The organism is Chryseobacterium sp. MA9, from assembly GCF_024399315.1.
In the GTDB taxonomy this organism is placed as follows: Bacteria; Bacteroidota; Bacteroidia; order Flavobacteriales; family Weeksellaceae; genus Chryseobacterium.
This window is the reverse complement of sequence record NZ_CP075170.1, coordinates 3,248,474-3,270,505: the sequence shown is the minus strand read 5'-3', so window position 1 is coordinate 3,270,505 and position 22,032 is coordinate 3,248,474. Positions and strand designations below refer to the sequence as shown.

Sequence of the window (22,032 nt, the reverse complement as noted above, 5' to 3'; positions counted from 1 at the left end):
CTTTAGCCAAAACTTTTTTACTCTGCATTCAGCATTCCCAATTCCCCGAAATGTTTTTTAAACTTCTGAATTTTAGGGCCAACTACAGCGCTGCAATAAGGCTGTGTCGGGTTTTCATTGTAATATCCCTGATGATATTGTTCTGCCGGCCAGAATTTATCGAATTGAGTTAGCTCTGTTACATAAGTTCCAGCCCATCGTCCTGATTCCTGAGATATTTTGATAGCTTCTTCAGCCTTTTCTTTTTCGGCATCGTCTTTATAATAAATAACAGAACGGTATTGAGTTCCTATATCATTTCCTTGTCTGTTTAATTGAGTAGGGTCGTGAAGAAAGAAAAACACATCCATCAGCTGTTCGTAAGAAATAACAGCAGGATCATAAGTGATCTGTACCACTTCTGCATGTCCTGTTTCTCCAGTACAAACCTCCTGATAAGTCGGATTATCCTTATGCCCTCCAGAATATCCTGAAATAGCAGACTGTACTCCTTTCAGCATATTGAAACAGCTTTCTACACACCAGAAGCATCCGCCACCGAAAGTAATCTGTTCTAAATTATTGTTATCCATTTTGGTAATTATATTGTTTTATGATCTTTTCCAGACCTGGAAAAAGCTGATCAAAAATATGAAAAACTTTTTCATTTGAACATGATTTTACGTCGTAAACTCAAATTACAATGATAGATGTGACAAATGATTTTAAACACAATAAACACAAATGTTTTCACAAATGAGCACAAGAAAAATAACGCCCAATCATTTGTGGCAATCTATATAATCTGTGGGCAAAAAAAAGCATCCTGAAAAAGGATGCTCTATATTATTTAAAAAGGGTTCAGTTATTTTTCCCAAACCAAAGCACTTGCGCCAAGAATAGCAGCATCAGCTTCGTCAAGCTCACTGAATACCAGTTTTACTTTATTTCTAAAGATGGGGAGAAGGTTTCTTTCCATATGAAGTTTGGCAGGCTTTAAAATAAAATCTCCAGCCTTGATCACCCCTCCAAATAGAAGAATTGCTTCAGGTGAAGAGAACATCACAAAATTGGCTATTGCTTCACCCAGCTTCTGGCCTGTATATCTGAAAACCTCAATAGCAATTGGGTCTTCTTTGATAGCACATTCGTATACTGTTTTAGAATTGATTTCGTCTTCAGGATACTGATTCAGCATAGATTCCGGGAACTCAGCTCTCATTTTTTTTGCTGTAATGGTAATACCTGTAGCAGAAGCATACGCCTCAAGGCTTCCTTCAGAACCTGTACTCCAGTGTTTTCTACCGCCTGGTTTTACAATCGTATGTCCCAATTCTCCTGCGAACCCATCATGTCCGTAGATTAGGCTTCCATTGGCAATGATTCCGCTTCCTACTCCTGTTCCCAGTGTAATCATGATGAAATCCTTCATTCCTCTGGCTGCTCCGAAAAGCATTTCTCCTAAGGCAGCAGCATTGGCATCGTTGGTTACTGTACAAGGAAGGCCGAATTTTGCTGTCATCAGCTCAGCGAATGGAATAACCCCTTTCCATGGAAGGTTGGGTGCTAATTCTATGGTTCCTTTATAGTAGTTTGCATTGGGAGCTCCTACTCCGATTCCGTCAAAGTGTGCTTCAGTACCATATTTTTCCATCATTGGACGAACACTTTCATATAACGCATCGATGAAATCCTCAACTTTGTCATATGCATCAGTTCTTAGGTTTCCTTTATCCAGAACTTCTCCACGGTGGTTTACGATTCCGAATTTAGTATTGGTTCCGCCGATGTCAATTCCAAGGGCAACTTGTTTTGATAAATCTATTAATGACATTTCTATTATTAAATTCTAGGGGCTAAAATTATAAAAAAGATTGTATTAATGGATTATTAACCGGATTTTATTTAATATGTTAAGCTGTTTTTAACGGTTTTTTCTTTTTTCTTCCCCACCAGATCATAAATCCGGTAACCGGAAGAGAGGCACATATAAGACTTACGATAAAGGCAATGATCTTGGTAGGAAGGCCTAAAATAGCCCCTACATGGATGTCATAATTGGCGCTTACAGCCTTTTCCCCAAAGTTTTTGTCCTTTGGATCATGAGTGTGAAGAAGCTCTCCCGAATTCTCATCAAAGATTAAGCTGCTGCTTTTATGGTAAGAATAAGAAAGATGTTTTACATACACCTCAAAGTTGGGGTGTTCATGGTCATCCATATGTGGGTGGCCTAAATCTATAGCAAAACCATAGGAATCAGGATATTTTGTCTGTACTGTATTAATGATTTTATCCAGTGTCCCTTCTGTTCTCAGCTCGATAGGAGCCTTCGTTTTGATATGGGAAAAGTCCGGGTACTTGGTTTCTCCACCGGAAAATATCACATAGATCATTGCCTGAACGACAAAAAACGCATAGAACAGTCCTGTAATTGAGAAGATTAAAGCAAAAATAGAAGCATAAAAACCTAATACATTATGAAGGTCATAGTTCTTACGCTTCCAGCTTTTAATATTTTTCCATTTGAAGGCAAAACGCTGTTTTCTTGCTGCTTTATTCTTTGGCCACCATAGAATGATCCCCGAGATCAGCATAATGATAAAAATAATAACCGGAATTCCCACTACATACGTTCCCCAATCCTGTTTTAAAAGGTAGCTCCAGTGGATCATTTTTACAATATTGAAGAAACCGTTTTTTTCATCATAAATTCTTAGTACTTTTCCGGTGTACGGGTTTACATAAGCTTGTTTATAGATAGGAAATTCATCAAAATAATTCCAGGCATCCGTATTATGTTCATACCAGAAGAACATATAGGACATCTTTTTGTCAATAGGAACATTGACCCAGTGAATGGGATATTTTTCCTTGACCTGTTCTGCCACGGCCTTTTCCATTACTCTGATAGGAAGCACCTGTTTCTGTTCTATATTTTGCTCATGGTGGTAGATGACATCTTTTCGGGTGATGTTTTCAACTTCATCCTTAAAAACGTATAATGCTCCAGTTATAGAGATAATAAGGATCAGAAAACCTATTCCCAATCCGAACCAAAGGTGCAGTTTGGCAGACCATTTTTTGATAAAGCCCGGTTTCTTTTTATGATGATGTGTTTTCTTCATATGCTCCTAAAAGTAAAGCAAAGATATGTTTTACTTTTTATTTAGTTTAATTAAAATTTATATTCAATCATAAAGGTTCCCCTCAATCCAAGAGCATTGGTAAAATCACTGTCTCTTGCTGTCCACCATGAAATGGCAGGTTGATACACTTTGTTGAAAAGGTTTTCAATCCCTAATGACACTCTCCAGTTGTTGTTAACCTCATAGCTTGATTTGAAATTAAAAACGGTATATTCTGGAACATATCCTTCTCCGTAAGCATACAATCCCGTTTTAGCATTAGGCTCGAATCTGTTTTGCTGGAAAGAGTGAAGCATATCAAGCCCAATAGATAGAGCGGGGATAGGTCTTGTCTGTACATAAGCCAGAACTTTAGGGGCGGAAATTCTGCTGTTGTTGATCTTGGTAGAATAATCACCATCATCTTTTACAGAGGTAATTCCTTCCATCCAGCTGTAGCTTCCACCAAACTGGATCCATTTTGTAGGGGTAAAGTGTAAGAATCCTTCCACTCCATATACAATTTCCGGCGATCTCTGAATCATTAATGCTCTGTCCGGGCTCTGTACGAATGATGCTCCCAGTTTAGATGTACTCAGATAAGAAGTTAATTCATAATTTAACCAACTTGAAAGTTGTCCTGTAGCTCCCAATTCGTAATTGTTAACGATAATTGGTTTCGTTTCCAGGCTATTGATCGTTTCAGAAGTTGAGGTTCTTAAAATTCTTCCTAATTCATTAATAGAGTAGGCTTGAGAGAAACTTCCAAAAAGGTTGATATAAGGTTCAATGTTATAACGTACTCCAATATTTCCTACTAAGGCATTATAGCTTAACTTTCCGCCTGCAACCGGGATACTTTTAGTAAATGTCCCATCACTTTTAAGGGTAGAAAGGGTATTGAAGTCATCTACATTTACTTTGATATTTTCGTAGCGAAGACCTCCTTTGATGGTAAATTTTTTGAAAAGATCAATTTTTGCCAATACAAAAGGTGCTATATTGGTCATGCTCATATTGGGAGTCCAGAAACGCCCATCTTCCAGTTTCTGTACGGTCTGATCGTTCAGGATGTCAGCTCCATAAATGATTTCTCCTTGTGAATTCGGGGAATTCCATAGCTGGGTATCCAAATTGATTCTTGCTCCTTTTTTCTGGGAAATAACGTTGGATTGGCCACCATTAAAGAAAGTGTCACTGTATCCGTAAACGGTTTTAAAATCCTGATAATAAAGATTGATATTTAAAGAAGTTCCTGCAAACAGGTTCTTATTGTCATAGCTCACTCTGATGTTGTGATTTTTCGGAGTTCCCTGAGGTGTTGTTTCCAATCCTTTTCCTATTCCTTCACCAATAGTGGGAGTGATGCCGTATTTTCCTGTTTTTAATCCCACATTCAGGTCTGATCTTGAAGAATAACCAATATAGGAGGCTTCAATTCTTTGATTTTCGTTGATGTCATAACCTACTTTCAGTAATCCGTTGTAGTTGTCCATCTTGGCAATACTGTAAGTGGGACTTATCAAAACGCCATCTCCATCTTTTGTATATCCTGTTCTTTCGTAGGCTAATGAAAGGGTGTAATCAAATTTGTTAATCTTTCCGGATAAAAGCTGGCTGGCTCTTACTCCTAAAGTTCCACCGTAAGGTTGTCCGGTAAGGCCAATCTGTGAAATCCCGGCGATCTTTTTATCTGATTTGTTTCTTTTTGTAATATAATTGATGATCCCTCCGTCTGCTCCGTTTCCATAGATGGAAGATGCTCCTTTAATCACTTCAATTCTTTCGATTGCTGAAGGGTCTATAGTCCTTAAATCTCTTGCTCCGTTACGAAGTGGGGTAGACTGCGGAATTCCATCAATCAAAACCAAAACCTGGCGTCCTCTTAAAGTCTGTCCCGAATTGGAAGTCTGCCCAGAGTTGGTTCCTAAACTGGGAACGGTATACTGCAGGATACTTGTAATATCTGAGTTAACAGTCAGCTGAGACTGAATCTGTTTTTCTCCTACCACCGTGATGGAGCTTGGTACTTCTTTTATGTTTTCCTTTTTTCTGGAGGCAGTCATCACAACCTCGTCTACATTTTTAGTTTGTAAACTATCTTTTACCTGAGCAAAAATGGCAGTAGTTCCTAAGCAGGCAGCTGATAAAAGCACTTTTTTCATTATATTTTCTTTCCTTTTTTCTTTCTTTTCCCCCACCAAACCATGAATCCGGTTACAGGGAGTGATGTACACGTGAGGCCAGCAATAAACCAGATGATTTTTCCAATGATTCCGAAGTAGGATCCGGTATGGATATCATAATTGGCGTTGGAATATTTCTCGGCAGTATTGAGTTTGTGATGAGGTTTGTTGGCCAGTAGTTTTCCGGAGTATTTGTCAAATGTCAGGATATTTCTTTCACTGTATCTTCCATCCAGTCCGTAAACTGTTACCGGAAGGTTTTTCAGTTCTTTTCCTTTTTTATTCTTTCCGTTTAGAGTAATTCTGAAGCTGGAGGATTTTGCATACAGTTTTTCAGTCTGTGCTGCAGCCAGATCAAAGACAGCCTCATTCTTTGCCATCAGAGAATCCGGAGATTTTTTTTCTTTTTCTTTTGGAAGTTCCCATGAGCCGGATAATGCAAACGTAAACGTATTTTTTACATAGGGATAAGCAAAATAGAGCCCTGTTACGCATAGAAGCAGAGCAATGAATGATGCATAAAATCCTAATATATTATGAAGATCATAATTTTTACGCTTCCAGTTTTTTACATTTTTCCAATTGAACCAAAAACGTCCTTTTCTGGCATTTCTATTTTTGGGCCACCATAAAATGATTCCTGTAACCAGCATAACGATGAAAAGAACAGTTGGGATTCCTACGGTGTACGGTCCCCATTCTGAATTGAGCAGAAGTCCCCAGTGGATATATTTCAAAATATTGAATACATCATATTTTTCATTGTAGACCGCAAGGATTTCTCCGGTATACTGATTCACATAGACTTGCTTGTTGATGAGCACCTGCTGGAAATAGTTCCATCCCTTTTTGCTTTTTTTATAGTACTCAAACTGATAGGATTTGGTTTTATCCAAAGGAATTTCTACAGCGCTTATTGGCTCCTTTTCATTAAGTTCCAGCGATACTTTTTCACGAAGCAGATTAATAGACAGTGGCTTTTTCCCAATATCTTCTTTCTTCAGATAAATGGCTTCTTTGCGCAGGCTATTCTGTATTTCATCCTTAAAAACATATAAAGTCCCTGAAAGAGAGACTATAAATACAATGAAACCAACAGATAAACCAAACCACAAATGCAGTTTTGCGGACCATTTTTTTGAAGGAGCTTTCTTTTTATGGTGATGCTTTTTTCTCATAGCAAAAAGTTAACCCCATGAGGGGCTAACCTTTGAATTTTTAAAATTTATATCCTATTGATAATCTCCAGTTACGCGGAGCATTGTAGATCCATGCATATTCGCCGGCATCTCCTCTGTAACCACTGTACAATTTTCTGTTAAGGACATTATTCAACATTAGATTGACATCGAATTTCTTAGCAACATAGGAAATCCCGAAGTTGGTATCAAAATAATCAGGAAGGCTCTGATCTTTTGTAGCACTTACCCCATACCAGGACTGTCTTCCGCCCTGATACTGATAGCCAGCTGAAATTCCGAAACCATTTAAAACACCATTTTGGAATCTATAGTTGATCCATGTATTCTGAACATTTTTTGCATTCCCCGGAGACTGGATACCAATTCTTGTAGGATCTGTGTCTTTAACGGTTTTTGCATCTGTATAAGCATAGTTGATGATAATGTTCAACCCTTTGATGATTTCTCCTTTGATATCAGTTTCGAAACCTCTTGCTCTTTGCTCACCAGTAGCAACCTGGAAAGGAGCCCCATTGTTTTCGTTTGAATTTCCTGCAACAAGAATATTTTGTCTTCTGATTTCGTATACAGCAAAAGTAGAGTTCCATTTTCCTCCGAACCAGTCTTTTTTCAACCCGAATTCAATATTCTGGCCTCTGAAAGGATCTGTAATCAATGTTTGATGAATTCCTGTTCCAGATTGTGGTACGAAGGTTTTGTCATAGATTCCGTAAGCAGAGAAGTTTTCATTAATAGAATAACTTATTCCCACTCTCGGTGTAAATTCTCCTGCTTCATCTGGTACAATAGGAGTACCAGGACTAAGGTTAGGATATGCTGAATAGGTTTTACCGCTTGTATATCTTCCTGCTAGGGTTAATCTTAGTTTATTATCAAACATTTCAATCTGATCCTGAGCATAATAAGACGTATATTTTACTCCCTGGTCGTTATAAAATGGAGCAGAAGTATTTAAAGTGTAAAAATCGGAAGAAGGAAGCTTAGAAGGATCTATTCCATAATTCACGTCATAAATATCAACAGGGAATGGCCCGCCCGCAAAGGAAGAAAAGTCAGCATTATATTTTCTGTCCCCATAATCGAAGCCAGCAATAATTTTATGCACAATATTTCCTGTATTAAGCTTTCCTCTTACATACGTCTGGAAAATGTGATTTTTTCCTTTTGCCTGCCAGTTGCTTAATGTTCTGTTTAAAACATTTTTATTGGCTGAGTCAAAAGTTCCCCACCATGAACCTCCGTCATAATTCAGATCCATATAAGCATATTGGGTACTCCAAACCCAGTCTTTGAAAAGCTTTTGATCTAAACTTAAGAATAAACTCTGATCTTTTACTTCGGTCTTCTTGAAGTTCGGATCATTAAAGTTGGTATGTACATCTAATGAAGCATATCCGTCGTTAGACATCAGATAAGCTCCCGGCTGATTGAATTTTAAATACTGATAGTTGTACTGAGCGGTAAATGTAGTGGTCTTTGTAGGTCTGAAAGTAATGGAAGGAGCAACAATCATTTTACTTGTTTTATCATTTTCCACCCATGATTTATTAGAGCTTCCCATTAAATTGATACGGTAATCTAAAACCCCGTCTTTTACAAGAACTCCGTCCAGATCTGCTTCTCCTCTGAAAAGATTATAGCTTCCCGTTGTGAAACGTACACTATTGGCAAACTTTCCGGTAGGCTTTTTAGTTACCACATTATAAAACCCGGCTGGATCTCCCATAGAACCCATAAATCCGGCAGGACCTTTTACGAATTCTATCCTGTCTATGATAGATGCATCAGGATTAATAGGCCCCCATGTAGAAGAAACATTCATACCGTTCATAAAAGTGGCAATACCGGCACCTCTCATGAAAACATTGGAATACACGTTATCCCAGTGTTCCACTTTTCTTGCACCACTTACGTTACGGACAATTCCTTCAGACATGTTCAGCGTAATCTGGTCAGCAAGAACCTGAGAACTTACGGACTGTACATTCTGAGGAAGCTCAAGAATCGGAGTCTGGATTCTTAACGAACCTGAAACTTCATTTAGTTTGTACTTTTGATAATACCTTCCACTAACAACTACTTCTTCAATATCGTTGGATTTGATGGTATCTTTTTTTTGGGCAGAAACCAGCATTGTTCCCAGTGCAGAAGCACAGATCAGTACATTTCTCATGAAAGTCAAATTTTCTGCAAATATATTATTTTTAACTGTTCTAAATAAATAATATGATTGATATTTATCATAAAATTATTATATACTGAATAACAAAAAACCGCTATGGTCAATGCCAGAGCGGTTTTTAGATGATATTATTAAATTTTCCTTAAGCTGGAATTTCTCCTTTGTATAAGAAAGAAATAATTTCTTTGTTTAATTTGTCGATCATTTCACTGAATAAGTGGAAAGATTCCTGTTTATAGATTACAAGTGGATCTTTCTGCTCATAAACAGCTCCTTGTGAAGATCTTCTTAAGTCGTCCATTTCACGAAGGTGAAGCTTCCAGTTTTCATCAATGATTGATAACGTGATATTCTTTTCAAAATCGTTCACCAAACTTTCACATTGAGTGTCATAAGCTTCTTTAAGGTCAGCTACGATAGTCATTGTTTTGTGCCCGTCTGTGAAAGGAACCTGGATCATTTTGAACATTGAACCTTGATTTTGGTATACATTCTCAATGATTGGGAATGATTTCTCTTTCAATAAATTCAATTTCATTCTGTAATCTTCCTGAGCTGCATTGAATAAAATATTCGTCAGATCCTGAACATTTTTATTATTAAAATCATTTTGAGAAACCGGAGATTCCATTGTAAATGTTTTAATAATTTCGTATTCAAAATCTTTATAGCTTCCTGAAGCCTTTCCTTTCGTAACGATAGAATTGGCAACATCGAAAATCATATTCGTAATGTCATATTTCAAGTGATCTCCAAACAGAGCATTCTTTCTTCTCTTGTAGATTACGTCACGTTGTTTGTTCATTACGTCATCATACTCAAGAAGTCTCTTTCTTGTTCCGAAGTTGTTTTCTTCTACTTTCTTCTGAGCTCTTTCAATAGACTTGCTGATCATAGAGTGCTGAATTACTTCACCTTCTTTATGACCCATTCTGTCCATCATTTTAGCAATTCTTTCAGAACCGAATAAACGCATTAAATTATCTTCAAGAGATACATAGAACTGAGAACTTCCAGGATCTCCCTGACGTCCTGCTCTACCTCTAAGCTGTCTGTCAACACGTCTTGAATCGTGTCTTTCAGTACCGATAATAGCTAAACCTCCAGCTTCTTTTACTTCTTTAGAAAGCTTAATATCCGTACCACGACCTGCCATGTTCGTTGCAATAGTTACAACTCCCGGCTGTCCTGCTCCTGCCACAATCTCAGCTTCTTTCTTGTGAAGCTTCGCGTTCAGTACCTGGTGAGGAATTTTTCTTAACTGAAGCGCTTTTGAAAGCAATTGGGAAATTTCAACAGAAGTAGTCCCTACAAGTACAGGTCTTTTTGCTTCTGTTAATTTTTCTACTTCTTCAATTACAGCATTATATTTTTCTCTGTTAGTTTTGAAAACTAAATCCTGTTTGTCATTTCTTAAAATTGGACGGTTTGTTGGGATAACCACTACATCTAGTTTGTAGATTTCCCAAAGTTCACCAGCCTCCGTTTCAGCTGTACCAGTCATCCCCGCAAGTTTGTTGTACATACGGAAATAGTTCTGAAGCGTGATAGTGGCAAAAGTTTGAGTAGCAGCCTCAATTTTTACGTTCTCTTTCGCTTCGATCGCCTGGTGAAGACCATCTGAATAACGACGACCCTCCATGATACGACCTGTCTGCTCGTCAACGATTTTTACTTCACCATCAATTACTACATACTCATCATCTTTTTCAAATAATGTATACGCTTTCAATAGCTGGCTCATCGTGTGAACACGCTCAGATTTTTCAGCAAAATCAGAGAAAAGTCTTTCTTTAGCTTCAAACTCTTCTTCTTTGGAAAGGTTTTTAGCTTCTACTTCAGCAATCTCAGTTCCGATATCCGGAAGTACGAAGAAGTTAGCATCAGAGTTTCCTTGAGACATGTACTCAACACCTTTGTCTGTAAGGTCTACCTGATTGTTTTTCTCCTCGATGACGAAATAAAGATCTTTATCTACGATCGGCATATCACGGTTGTTGTCCTGCATATACTGCGATTCAACTTTCTGAAGCAATGCTCTGTTTCCGCTTTCCGATAAGAATTTGATTAATTGTCTGTTTTTTGGAAGACCTCTGTATGCCTGAAGTAATTTGAATCCACCTTCTTTTGTATTTCCTGCAGCGATTAATTTTTTCGCTTCGTTGAAAATAGCAGAAACGGTTTTCTTTTGTACTTCAACAATTCTGTCAATAGAAGGTTTAAGAACATCAAATTCCTGTCTGTCTCCCTGAGGAACCGGACCAGAAATGATCAATGGTGTTCTTGCATCATCTACCAATACAGAGTCAACTTCATCCACAATAGCAAAGTTCAATTCTCTTTGTACCAATTCTGAAGGTGAAGTTACCATGTTATCTCTCAGATAATCGAAACCGAATTCATTGTTGGTTCCGTAAGTAATATCTGAGTTGTATGCTTTTCTTCTTCCGTCTGAATTCGGCTGGTGGTTATCGATACAGTCGATAGACATTCCGTGGAACTGATAAAGAGGACCCATCCATGCGGAGTCTCTTTTTGCAAGATAGTCATTCACGGTTACAACGTGTACTCCTCTTTCAGGAAGTGAATTTAAGTAAATAGGTAATGTTCCTACCAAAGTTTTACCTTCACCGGTTGCCATTTCGGCAATTTTACCACTGTGAAGAATAACTCCTCCGATAAACTGAACATCATAGTGGACCATATCCCAAACTACTGGAGTTCCGGCAGCATCCCATGAGTTTTTCCAAACAGCTGTGTCTCCCTGAATGCTCACGAAATCTTTTCCTGCAGCAGCCAGTTCTCTGTCCCAGTCAGTTGCTGTTACACGGATTTCTCCATTCTGTGCCCATCTTCTTGCCGTTTCTTTGATCAATGCAAAAGCTTCGGGAAGAACCTGAATCAGAACTTTTTCTTCAATTTCGTATGATTCTTTCTTTAGAGACTCAATTTTTGAAAAAAGAGCTTCTTTTTCGTCAACGTTGGTTGAATTTTTTATCTGCTCTTTTATCTGTTCTATTTGAGCTGTGATCTTGCTGGTTGCAGATTTTATATTCTCTTTAAACTCAGCCGTTTTTTGTCTTAACCCATCATCCGACAATTGTTGGATGTTAGGTTCTACAGCCTTGATTTTTGTTACAACTTTTTTTACTTCTTTTAGGTCCTGCGCTTTTTTGTCTCCCAAAAACCCTTTAAGAACTTTGTTTAAAAAACTCATAAATTTTTTGCTTTATGCTTAATGCAAGATGCTTTAAGCGTTTTAAATGACACGCTTATCGTGTAAATTAATATATAAAAAGGGCAAAAAAGCTCTAAGCACGCAGCCTAAAGCTTATCGCTTTATTAATATTCGTCCTCGTTCCAAAGGAAATCCTCGTCAGTAGGATAGTCACTCCATACTTCTTCGATAGATTCATAAATTTCTCCTTCGTCTTCGATTGCCTGAAGGTTTTCTACTACCTCCATAGGTGCACCAGTTCTGATTGCGTAGTCAATAAGCTCTGCTTTTGTCATTGGCCAGGGTGCGTCACTTAAATATGAAGCTAATTCTAATGTCCAGTACATAATTTTCTAATTTTTTGCAAAAGTATAAAAATAGGTTGTATAATAAACTTTTTTATACTTGATTTTCAATTCTTTTTATAATTTTTTCTTATAAATGGCTGTCACAAACTAACTGGCAGCTATGTCAGCAATTTACTTAATGTCGTTTTCTCAAAAACCATTCCACAAATTTTTTTATGCCATTTTGGAAGTCTGTGGCAGGTTTGTACCCTATTAAATCCTTTGCTTTGGTAATATCTGCATTCGTTTTTGTGACATCTCCCGGCTGCATTGGCAGAATTTTTTTTATGGCAGTTTTCCCCAGTGCATTTTCTATAGTAGAAACCATTTCTGATAAAGTGACTACCTGATTTTCTCCGAGATTAAGCACCTCATAAACCCCGGAATTGTTTTCCAGATAAAGGATAGACTTTGTAATTCCGTCAATAATGTCATCTATATAAGTATAATCTCTGGCTGTATTTCCGTCGCCATAGAAAGGGATTTCCTGATTTTCTGAAATAAGCTTTACAAACTTGTGTATCGCAAGGTCAGGTCTTTGTCTTGGTCCATATACTGTGAAGAACCTAAGCTGGATCATATCTATATGGTATAGATTGTAATAAACATGCCCTATGATTTCTCCACTTTTTTTAGTGGCCGCATAAGGTGATATAGGATTGTCTACATTATCTGTTTCTGCAAAAGGAACCTTTTCATTGTTCCCATAAACACTTGATGATGAAGCGCAAATAAATTTTTTAATATTGAAATCCTTACACAATTCCCAAAGATTCATAGTACCTCTTACATTGACTTCTTCATATTCTAAAGGACGCTCAATGGAAGGGCGCACACCAGCAAGTGCTGCCAGATGAATCACCATATCTATGTGATGGTTTTTAAAGATGTTTTCAAGACCTTTTTGGTCGCGTATATCCTGCCAATAGAGGGAATATTGGTCAGAATGAGTAAGTGAGATTAAATGACGGATATCAGTCTCTTTGTCTGAGTATTTAAAATCCGAAATTTTACCAATTGACTCTAAAGTATTTTTAATTTTTACCTGATAGTTATAGAAATCATCAAAATTGTCAATGTTTATGACAGAATGTCCATTTCTTAATAATCGTTCAATTAAATGAGATCCGATGAACCCACTACCGCCTGTTACAAGATAAACCATTTGTATTTTTTATTAGTACAAAAATATAAATTTTACTTTTTTGAAAAATATAATCATTAAATTTACTTAAAAAAGTAATATAAATATAATATGCAGTTTCAAGGGCAAATTTTAAAGATGACAAGCTATGATGCAAAGCCAATCCAATACTATCTCAATCTTTCAGGAGATCTGATCCATATGAATGAGTTGATTGGTAAAGAATTAAGCATAAAGCATACGGGATTTCAATGTGTAAATTGTGGGGAAAATAAACCGATTTACAGAATGGGATTCTGCAAAAGCTGTTTTTTTGAAAGCCCATATGCAAGTGATACCATTATCCGTCCGGAACTTTCTACAGCACATTTAGGTGTTGCAGAGCGTGATCTTGAGGTTGAAAAACAAATCCAGCTGCAGCCGCACACCGTGTATCTGGCGTATACAGGAGATGTAAAAGTAGGAGTAACCAGAAATACTCAGATTCCAACAAGATGGATTGATCAAGGAGCAACTTTTGCATTACCTATAGCAAGAACCGAGAACCGCTATGAAGCAGGAATGATAGAGGTGGCTTTAAAAGAGCATCTGGCAGATAAAACTAATTGGAGAAAGATGTTGCAGGATGATTTTGAAGGAGAAATAGACCTCGCGGACTTCAGACAAAAAATCAAAGAATATTTTCCTGAGGATTTTCAAAAATTCTACAGGGAAGGAGAAGAATTATGGATGTTCGATTACCCTTTTGAGAAACCGGAAAAAGTCTCTTCATTTACATTAGACAAAAAACCTGAATTTACGGGAAAACTTACAGGTATTAAAGGACAATACCTCGGATTTGAAGGAGGAAATTTTATCAATGTAAGAGGGCATGAAGGATATGTGATTGATTTTGAAGTAAGAAATTGATCGATGTAAAATAAAACCAAATCACAAAATATGAGAAAATGGGTTAAAAGACTATTGATAAGCTTCGGAATCCTGGCAGGAATTCTTCTTGCTGCGAATTTCGGACTGAATATATGGCTTAAAACCCAGCTTCCTGATTATATAAAAAAGAATACAGATTATAAGGTTTCCTACAAAACTCTTGATGTAGATTTAGGATCGGGAGACATCTTTGCTGCCGGAATTTCTGTCAATAGTAAAGATCCTCAAAACACAGACGTTATTGGACTGCAGGGAACTATTGATACCCTGAAAATAAGCCGTTTTGGGATTTATGATGCTATTTTTAATAAAAAAATCAGCTCTTCAGATCTCTTACTGGCTAAACCTAATTTAAATGTCATTCTGGCGAAACCTGTTGATCATAAAACAGGAAAAAAGAGAAGCCCGTTTTTGTTTGAAAATATCAGAATCAACGACGGGAACATTGCTGTATTCAAACATACCAAACAGAAATTTTTATCTGTACAGCAACTGGACTTGTTTGTAGAAAATTTACAGATGACAGAAGAATCAGTTGAAAATAAACTTCCAGTAGTTTTCGACCGTTACAACATTAGAGGAGAAAAATTCTTTTTTCGCCCAGATGGAATTTATGCTATTACTATTAGTAGCATCAATACAAGTGATGGGCAGATGTCAGTTGAAAATTTCAGACTGACCCCGCTTCTTTCTTTTGCTCAGTTTAAAAGATTTTATCCCCAAAAGACTCAATTATTTGAATGCATCATTCCCAAAATGGAATTCAAAGATGTGGTTTTGAATAAAAATAAGGTATCACTTACCAATGCAGATTTTCAAAATCCGGCTTTTATAATACATAAAACAGGAATAAAAACTAAAAAGGACGGAAAAAAATCAAATTTTGAGGTTGACTTAAAAAATATAAAACTGAATAATGCCGTAGTTCATGTCAACAAACCTGATGGCAATAAACTTTTGTCTGTCGGAAATCTTAACTTAAATATTAATCAGCTTAAGTTTGATAAGGAAAGTTCACAACAGATCATTCCTATCGGATATAAAGATTTTCTGCTTTCAGGAAGAGATATAGTATATTCTAATCATCAGAGTATTGCAATAAGAAGTCTTGCCCTGAAACCTACAAATGGTGAAATTCTGGACATGGTATTGACGCCAGGTTCTTCCCCAGCCGGAAAAACAACAGTTAATTTAAAAACAGATCATATTGCTTTTAATATTAATAAGCTGGAATTCGTTGATAAAAAACTTAATCTGGATATTAAAGATGTTCTTGTTGATAATATAAACGGAACGGTCAAAGCCGGGGAGAAGAAACAAAATAAAACTTCTGGGCCAGGGATCATACAGTCTGTTATTGTAAGGAAAATGTCTTTGAAAAATTCAAATATCATTTATGATAATGGAAAAGAGCCATTGACTTTTCATGATTTAAATGCTACAGTAAATAATATTGAATTATCACCCAAGCCCAATCAGCAGGGACTATCTTTTAAGGTTAAAGATTATTATCTCACCACCCGGAACTTTACTTACAAAACACAGTTCTACAATATGAACTTAGGGCTGCTGAAGCTTAACAAAAATAAAGTTCAGATCAATAATTTTTCGATGAAACCTCTTGTTTCGAGAACACAGTTTATCAAAATGATACCGGTTGAAAGGGATCTGTATGATATAAAAGCGGGACAAATAATAGCAGAAGGAAGTTGGGACCTGTTTTCTCATCATAAAATGGTCAATGCTTCCCATGTCACGATCCAGTCAGCAGACGCCAATATTTTCAGAAGCAAAATACCGAAAGACGATCCAAAAGTAAAAGCTTTGTATTCCAAAATGCTGCGTTCTATTAAAATTCCTATGACGATTAATAATCTCGATCTGAAAAACTCAGTATTAGTATATGAAGAAGATACTCCGGAAAGTATGGGACCCGGAAAACTGATCTTCAGTAATTTTAATATGAATATCAGAAACCTAAATTCTGCTAAAATAAAAGGAAAACCCACAAAAGTGGATATTAAAATCAATTGTTCCTTCATGAACCTCTCGCCACTTTCTGTAAACTGGAACTTCGATGTTGCTGATAATAACGATAGTTTTGCAATTTCCGGAAAAACCACCAATCTTCCGGCCAGTGGCATTAATCCGTTTATCAGACCCTACCTTCATGTGACGGCTACTGCAGGAACAATTCAGGAAATGCTCTTTAATTTTAAAGGAAACCCTGCCGGATTACATGGAACCTTTAATCTTAAACACAAAGATCTGAAAATTGCCGTACTCAATAAGAATAATCATGAGAAAAAAGGTTTCCTGACAGCTGTTGCCAATGTTTTTCTAAAATCAAATTCGGGTAGTTTCCCCGAGGCTGTTACCGTAGAAAATGTAGAGCGTGATCCTACAAAATCTTTCTTTAATCTATTCTGGAAAGGAATTGAGCAGGGATTAAAGAAAACCCTTATTGGTAAAAATGTAGAAAAGACAGAAAAAAAGGTAAAAGAAGCCGTTTCTTCTGTGAAAGAAATGAAACAGTCCGTAAAAGAAATAAAGCAGGAAATAAAAAATAAAAAAGAAACTCCTAAACCGGAAGCAGAAAAGAAAGGTTTTCTGAACAATATTTTCAAGAAAAAGGAAAAATCTGAAGAATAATTCCTTAAACCATTAAGATAGAGCCATTAATTGAAGGTTATATAAATAGATCTCTTTTTAATTAAAACGATCTTAATGGTTTAAAAAATTAATATAGGGTAGATTCCAGTTAAAAATTGAATTCGTCACTTTCCAGAATGGGAATATCTCTTAAAAACTTATCAAACTCTTCACCTGGATAATTGCTGTCGGCCCCGTAAGAGTCTATGATCATTCCACGGTTTCCGGCACCATCTTTTACTACATAAAGCACTGCATTGTCATCAGGATTACTGTCTCCTTCAAAACGATATGTTTTTAAAATCACCAATTCTGCAGGCTGATAAACTTTATCAGAATTTTCAAACTTCATTTCACATTTTTCGTTCATTCTGAATTCTCTGTGTATCCCTCTTTCAGAAAGCGTTTTCATGACTTCGCTTAAGGTTGTCATTGCATCAAAATTCCCTGAATTTTCCATAATAATATTTTTCTTGTTAAGTACAATAATTAAACCATTGCAATCTTTAAATATAAGAAAAATAGTGGATTGTAATTTCCCTAAAAATAAAGTTCAATGTTAACAAAATTTATAATTTAAAAAAATAAAATAGGTATACTTTTTGCAATGGTAAGAATATTAAATCAATGAAAATATGAAAAAAGAAGTTGGAGTTTTACTGGCAGGAGGAGTTGGTCTTTTGGCAGTATTAAGTTTAATCAGCATCAAAAAAATATTGACTAAAAAAGATAAAAAATATAGTGATTCCTATTCGGATTATCACAGACACTTTGACGACAAAAATCAAGAAGATGAAACTCACGGAGTGGAATTTTATGCACTGAAGTAGTAAAAAAATATATTTAATTATGTTAAAATCCAACGCTTTTGAAAGTGTTGGATTTTTTTGTGGAAAACTTTAATGTTAAAACTCATTATTTTATGCAAATTCCATTCTAATTTTACACAGAAATGCAAAACGAAAACTTCATAAAAGGTCAGGGCGCTCAGCGAAACGTTATCAATCGTTTCGACAGATATACCTATGAGCCTGAAGATGAAGATTTCGAACCAGTAAAGACTTCTTTCACTGAAGTTTTTCCCAAAACAATTGTTAATCAGGTAAAGAGCGAAGACCTTCCGATGGAATATTCCATGAATCCTTATCAGGGGTGTGAACATGGCTGCTCCTATTGTTTTGCAAGACCTACCCATGAGTATTGGGGATATAGTGCCGGAATTGATTTTGAAAGAAAGATCATGGTAAAGAAAAATGCTCCCGAATTACTGGAGAAATTTTTTCAAAAAAGAGGCTATAAAGCAGCCCCGATTCTGCTATCCGGAAATACAGACTGCTATCAGCCCGCCGAAAGACAATTTGAAATCACCCGAAAACTCCTGCAGGTTTGTCTTGATTACAGACATCCTGTCAATATTCTGACAAAAAATGCAATGGTGTTAAGAGATCTTGATATCTTAAAACCTATGGCGGAGCAGAATCTGGTTTCAGTTTCTTTAAGTATTCCTACCATCAATGAAGAACTGAGACGAAAGATGGAGCCCAGGACGAGTTCTGCAAAAAATAAATTAAAAGCTGTAGAAATTCTCTCCGAAAACAACATTCCCGTACATGTGATGGTTGCTCCCATCATTCCCGGACTCAACAGTGACGAACCTCTGAATATATTAAAAGCCATTTCCGATGCAGGTGCTTTGGGATTTGGATATACCCTGGTGAGATTAAATGATACAGTTGAACCCGTTTTTGTTAATTGGATAGAAAAACATTTTCCGGACAGAGCGCAGAAAGTCTTAAATCTCATCCGTTCTATGCGGGGCGGGAAGCTCGGAGATAAAAGATATTTTGAAAGACAAAGGGGAGAGGGCAACATCGCTGAAATGATTCACACAACTTTTAAGATCGGTAGAAAGAAATTTTTCGATGGTAAAGAATTTCCAAAGCTTTCGACGGCTAATTTTACCGGATCCCGCGATCAGCAATTGAGAATGTTTGATTGATCACGACATCTGGATTAACCCTACCTATTATATATAGTATAAAAAAGGAGCTGTTTCCAGCATTGTTGTTGTTAATAAACTTTCCACTGTTAATTGTTCAACGCTTATCATATATATAGTATATATGTAACATGGATTTTTATAAGGAGCTCCATCCTGCTATTCATTTTTACTCCTCGCGCCTTTGCTCTCCCGCCCTTCATGCCCTCAGCTCTCTAACCTCTGCTGCGGGGTAATCATTTCTATCAGGGCTAGGGTATAAGACAAATTATGAATGATAAGTTATGAATTCTGATCCAGGATTCGTGTTATGAGGATCAGATTACAAAATACCGGGTTCATAATATTCAATAGAAGGAACATTATCCCCAACTTATATAAAGCATGTTTGTTTTAAAACAGCATTAGCTATTATATATATGTATACCTTTCATTACCCATTCTCCACGCCTCTCCCGCATCCATCCCTCCATCCAAACATTTGTTTAAAATTTTTCTCACTGCGTTCCAGTTGATTAGGGCTTAATATTACATAAAGGTAAAATTTATGTTAAATAAAATTGTTTTGTGTTGTTATAAGTTGTTATCTTTGCCCCACTGAAAAACGAGAGTATAACAGTAGCGCAGAAGAGCTTTTAGCTAAGCATAAAACATTAAAATACTTCAAGAAGAGACGGGCAAAAAAACTTCAAAATTTTTCACAAAAAGAGTTGCGGGTTTAAAAAGAGTTTGTATCTTTGCAGTCCCAAATACAGGGAGCGCAGGAGTATAGAGATTGAGGTTTTGGAAGAGGATTAAGGTTACTTAAAAAACTTTAAAATTTTCTTCATAAACATTTGGTCAAATCAAAATAAAGTTTTACTTTTGCACTCGCAAATACGGAGCGCCACTGACAGAAGAGAGTGCTTCGTTACAAAGCGAAAGATATAAAGATCATTGACATACAATATAACAACCAAGTAAGGAAAAACTAAAGCGTTAAAAAACTTTGAGTGAGTCAGACAAACATACAATGGAGAGTTTGATCCTGGCTCAGGATGAACGCTAGCGGGAGGCCTAACACATGCAAGCCGAGCGGTATAGATCTTTCGGGATCTAGAGAGCGGCGTACGGGTGCGGAACACGTGTGCAACCTGCCTTTATCTGGGGGATAGCCTTTCGAAAGGGAGATTAATACCCCATAATATATCAGATGGCATCATTTGATATTGAAAACTCCGGTGGATAGAGATGGGCACGCGCAAGATTAGATAGTTGGTGAGGTAACGGCTCACCAAGTCTACGATCTTTAGGGGGCCTGAGAGGGTGATCCCCCACACTGGTACTGAGACACGGACCAGACTCCTACGGGAGGCAGCAGTGAGGAATATTGGACAATGGGTGAGAGCCTGATCCAGCCATCCCGCGTGAAGGACGACGGCCCTATGGGTTGTAAACTTCTTTTGTATAGGGATAAACCTACCCGTGAGGGTAGCTGAAGGTACTATACGAATAAGCACCGGCTAACTCCGTGCCAGCAGCCGCGGTAATACGGAGGGTGCAAGCGTTATCCGGATTTATTGGGTTTAAAGGGTCCGTAGGCGGATGTGTAAGTCAGTGGTGAAATCTCACAGCTTAACTGTGAAACTGCCATTGATACTGCATGTCTTGAGTGTTGTTGAAGTAGCTGGAATAAGTAGTGTAGCGGTGAAATGCATAGATATTACTTAGAACACCAATTGCGAAGGCAGGTTACTAAGCAACAACTGACGCTGATGGACGAAAGCGTGGGGAGCGAACAGGATTAGATACCCTGGTAGTCCACGCCGTAAACGATGCTAACTCGTTTTTGGGCTTTCGGGTTCAGAGACTAAGCGAAAGTGATAAGTTAGCCACCTGGGGAGTACGTTCGCAAGAATGAAACTCAAAGGAATTGACGGGGGCCCGCACAAGCGGTGGATTATGTGGTTTAATTCGATGATACGCGAGGAACCTTACCAAGGCTTAAATGGGAAATGACAGGTTTAGAAATAGACTTTTCTTCGGACATTTTTCAAGGTGCTGCATGGTTGTCGTCAGCTCGTGCCGTGAGGTGTTAGGTTAAGTCCTGCAACGAGCGCAACCCCTGTCACTAGTTGCCATCATTAAGTTGGGGACTCTAGTGAGACTGCCTACGCAAGTAGAGAGGAAGGTGGGGATGACGTCAAATCATCACGGCCCTTACGCCTTGGGCCACACACGTAATACAATGGCCGGTACAGAGGGCAGCTACACTGCGAAGTGATGCAAATCTCGAAAGCCGGTCTCAGTTCGGATTGGAGTCTGCAACTCGACTCTATGAAGCTGGAATCGCTAGTAATCGCGCATCAGCCATGGCGCGGTGAATACGTTCCCGGGCCTTGTACACACCGCCCGTCAAGCCATGGAAGTCTGGGGTACCTGAAGTCGGTGACCGAACAGGAGCTGCCTAGGGTAAAACAGGTAACTAGGGCTAAGTCGTAACAAGGTAGCCGTACCGGAAGGTGCGGCTGGAACATCTCATTTTAGAGCGTCTTTAGGGACGATAAACAAAATTAGTACGCAAGTACAAAGTACTTACTTAAAGTAAAGCTTTAGTTTTTTGTTTGGTTGGTTATATTAACAATACAAAACCCACTAGAAATTAGTAAAGGGAAAGAGATTGAGAAATGCAGAAGAGGAAAAGGGATTACTTATTACTCATGGATCATTACTCATACAAAGTCTCGTAGCTCAGCTGGTTAGAGCGCTACACTGATAATGTAGAGGTCGGCAGTTCGAGCCTGCCCGAGACTACTAATTAAAGCGGCTGGCAAATAGCTTATAGCTGAAGGCAATAAAGCCAACAGCAAGGAGCAAATCGCCAACAGCACCTAGAGGGGGAATTAGCTCAGCTGGCTAGAGCGCCTGCCTTGCACGCAGGAGGTCAAGGGTTCGACTCCCTTATTCTCCACAGTTTTGGAAGACTGATTTAAAAGTTACGGATGGAGCCAAAAACAACATCTGTTCATCAGTTGAACAAGAAGACATTAAGATCATTGACATTAACGGTAAAGACATCACAAAGAGAAA

14 protein-coding genes, 2 tRNA genes and 1 rRNA gene are annotated in these 22,032 nt (G+C 37.6%); 7 read left to right on the top strand and 10 right to left on the bottom strand.

Going from position 1 to position 22,032, the window contains the following annotated elements; all coding sequences use genetic code 11:
* Positions 1 to 17 precede the first annotated feature (17 nt).
* From msrA to KIK00_RS14775, 9 genes are all read right to left on the bottom strand, one after another.
* Positions 18 to 572 carry a peptide-methionine (S)-S-oxide reductase MsrA gene (msrA, locus tag KIK00_RS14815; RefSeq protein ID WP_255813139.1) on the bottom strand — a complete coding sequence of 185 codons (555 nt, stop codon included), beginning with the start codon at positions 570 to 572 and terminating at the stop codon, positions 18 to 20.
* A gap of 272 nt (positions 573 to 844) precedes the next feature.
* The gene (locus KIK00_RS14810; protein ID WP_255813138.1) at positions 845 to 1,813 is read right to left on the bottom strand and encodes an ROK family protein; all 969 of its coding nucleotides are present in this window, start codon (positions 1,811 to 1,813) and stop codon (positions 845 to 847) included.
* A gap of 79 nt (positions 1,814 to 1,892) precedes the next feature.
* Complete coding sequence (locus tag KIK00_RS14805; RefSeq protein WP_255813137.1) at positions 1,893 to 3,104, bottom strand: PepSY domain-containing protein; 1,212 nt, start codon at positions 3,102 to 3,104, stop codon at positions 1,893 to 1,895.
* A gap of 50 nt (positions 3,105 to 3,154) precedes the next feature.
* Positions 3,155 to 5,269 (bottom strand): TonB-dependent receptor, encoded by a 2,115-nt coding sequence (locus KIK00_RS14800; RefSeq protein WP_255813136.1) that lies wholly within the window; start codon positions 5,267 to 5,269, stop codon positions 3,155 to 3,157.
* The gene (locus KIK00_RS14795) at positions 5,269 to 6,468 is read right to left on the bottom strand and encodes a PepSY domain-containing protein (protein WP_255813135.1); all 1,200 of its coding nucleotides are present in this window, start codon (positions 6,466 to 6,468) and stop codon (positions 5,269 to 5,271) included. The genes KIK00_RS14800 and KIK00_RS14795 overlap by 1 nt, the downstream gene beginning before the upstream one ends.
* Before the next feature lie 40 nt (positions 6,469 to 6,508).
* Complete coding sequence (locus KIK00_RS14790) at positions 6,509 to 8,665, bottom strand: TonB-dependent siderophore receptor (RefSeq protein ID WP_255813134.1); 2,157 nt, start codon at positions 8,663 to 8,665, stop codon at positions 6,509 to 6,511.
* Positions 8,666 to 8,816: 151 nt separating this feature from the next.
* Complete coding sequence (gene secA, locus KIK00_RS14785) at positions 8,817 to 11,891, bottom strand: preprotein translocase subunit SecA (protein WP_255813133.1); 3,075 nt, start codon at positions 11,889 to 11,891, stop codon at positions 8,817 to 8,819.
* Between the two features lie 125 nt (positions 11,892 to 12,016).
* Positions 12,017 to 12,238 carry a DUF2795 domain-containing protein gene (locus KIK00_RS14780; RefSeq protein ID WP_002662059.1) on the bottom strand — a complete coding sequence of 74 codons (222 nt, stop codon included), beginning with the start codon at positions 12,236 to 12,238 and terminating at the stop codon, positions 12,017 to 12,019.
* Positions 12,239 to 12,374: 136 nt separating this feature from the next.
* Positions 12,375 to 13,403 (bottom strand): GDP-mannose 4,6-dehydratase, encoded by a 1,029-nt coding sequence (locus KIK00_RS14775; protein WP_255813132.1) that lies wholly within the window; start codon positions 13,401 to 13,403, stop codon positions 12,375 to 12,377.
* Positions 13,404 to 13,493: 90 nt separating this feature from the next.
* Here KIK00_RS14775 and KIK00_RS14770 point away from each other — a divergent pair, with 90 nt between their 5' ends.
* Together KIK00_RS14770 and KIK00_RS14765 are read left to right on the top strand one after the other, a co-directional pair.
* Positions 13,494 to 14,291: a DUF2797 domain-containing protein gene (locus KIK00_RS14770; RefSeq protein WP_255813131.1), complete on the top strand. Its 798-nt coding sequence runs from the start codon at positions 13,494 to 13,496 to the stop codon at positions 14,289 to 14,291.
* A 30-nt stretch (positions 14,292 to 14,321) separates the two neighbouring features.
* On the top strand, positions 14,322 to 16,964 hold the full coding sequence (locus tag KIK00_RS14765) for a hypothetical protein (protein WP_255813130.1): 2,643 nt from the start codon (positions 14,322 to 14,324) through the stop codon (positions 16,962 to 16,964).
* A 109-nt stretch (positions 16,965 to 17,073) separates the two neighbouring features.
* Here the strand turns inward: KIK00_RS14765 and KIK00_RS14760 are convergent, their stop codons facing one another.
* Positions 17,074 to 17,424: a hypothetical protein gene (locus tag KIK00_RS14760; protein ID WP_047379955.1), complete on the bottom strand. Its 351-nt coding sequence runs from the start codon at positions 17,422 to 17,424 to the stop codon at positions 17,074 to 17,076.
* Between the two features lie 175 nt (positions 17,425 to 17,599).
* Here KIK00_RS14760 and KIK00_RS14755 point away from each other — a divergent pair, with 175 nt between their 5' ends.
* From KIK00_RS14755 to KIK00_RS14735, 5 genes are all read left to right on the top strand, one after another.
* Positions 17,600 to 17,794 (top strand): hypothetical protein, encoded by a 195-nt coding sequence (locus KIK00_RS14755; RefSeq protein WP_149389194.1) that lies wholly within the window; start codon positions 17,600 to 17,602, stop codon positions 17,792 to 17,794.
* 122 nt (positions 17,795 to 17,916) lie between these two features.
* Complete coding sequence (locus KIK00_RS14750; RefSeq protein WP_255813129.1) at positions 17,917 to 18,963, top strand: PA0069 family radical SAM protein; 1,047 nt, start codon at positions 17,917 to 17,919, stop codon at positions 18,961 to 18,963.
* Between the two features lie 1,009 nt (positions 18,964 to 19,972).
* Positions 19,973 to 21,486: ribosomal RNA gene (locus KIK00_RS14745) — 16S ribosomal RNA — on the top strand.
* Positions 21,487 to 21,682: 196 nt separating this feature from the next.
* A tRNA-Ile gene (locus KIK00_RS14740) sits at positions 21,683 to 21,756 on the top strand.
* A gap of 83 nt (positions 21,757 to 21,839) precedes the next feature.
* Positions 21,840 to 21,913, top strand: a tRNA-Ala gene (locus KIK00_RS14735).
* The last annotated feature ends 119 nt before the right edge of the window (positions 21,914 to 22,032 follow it).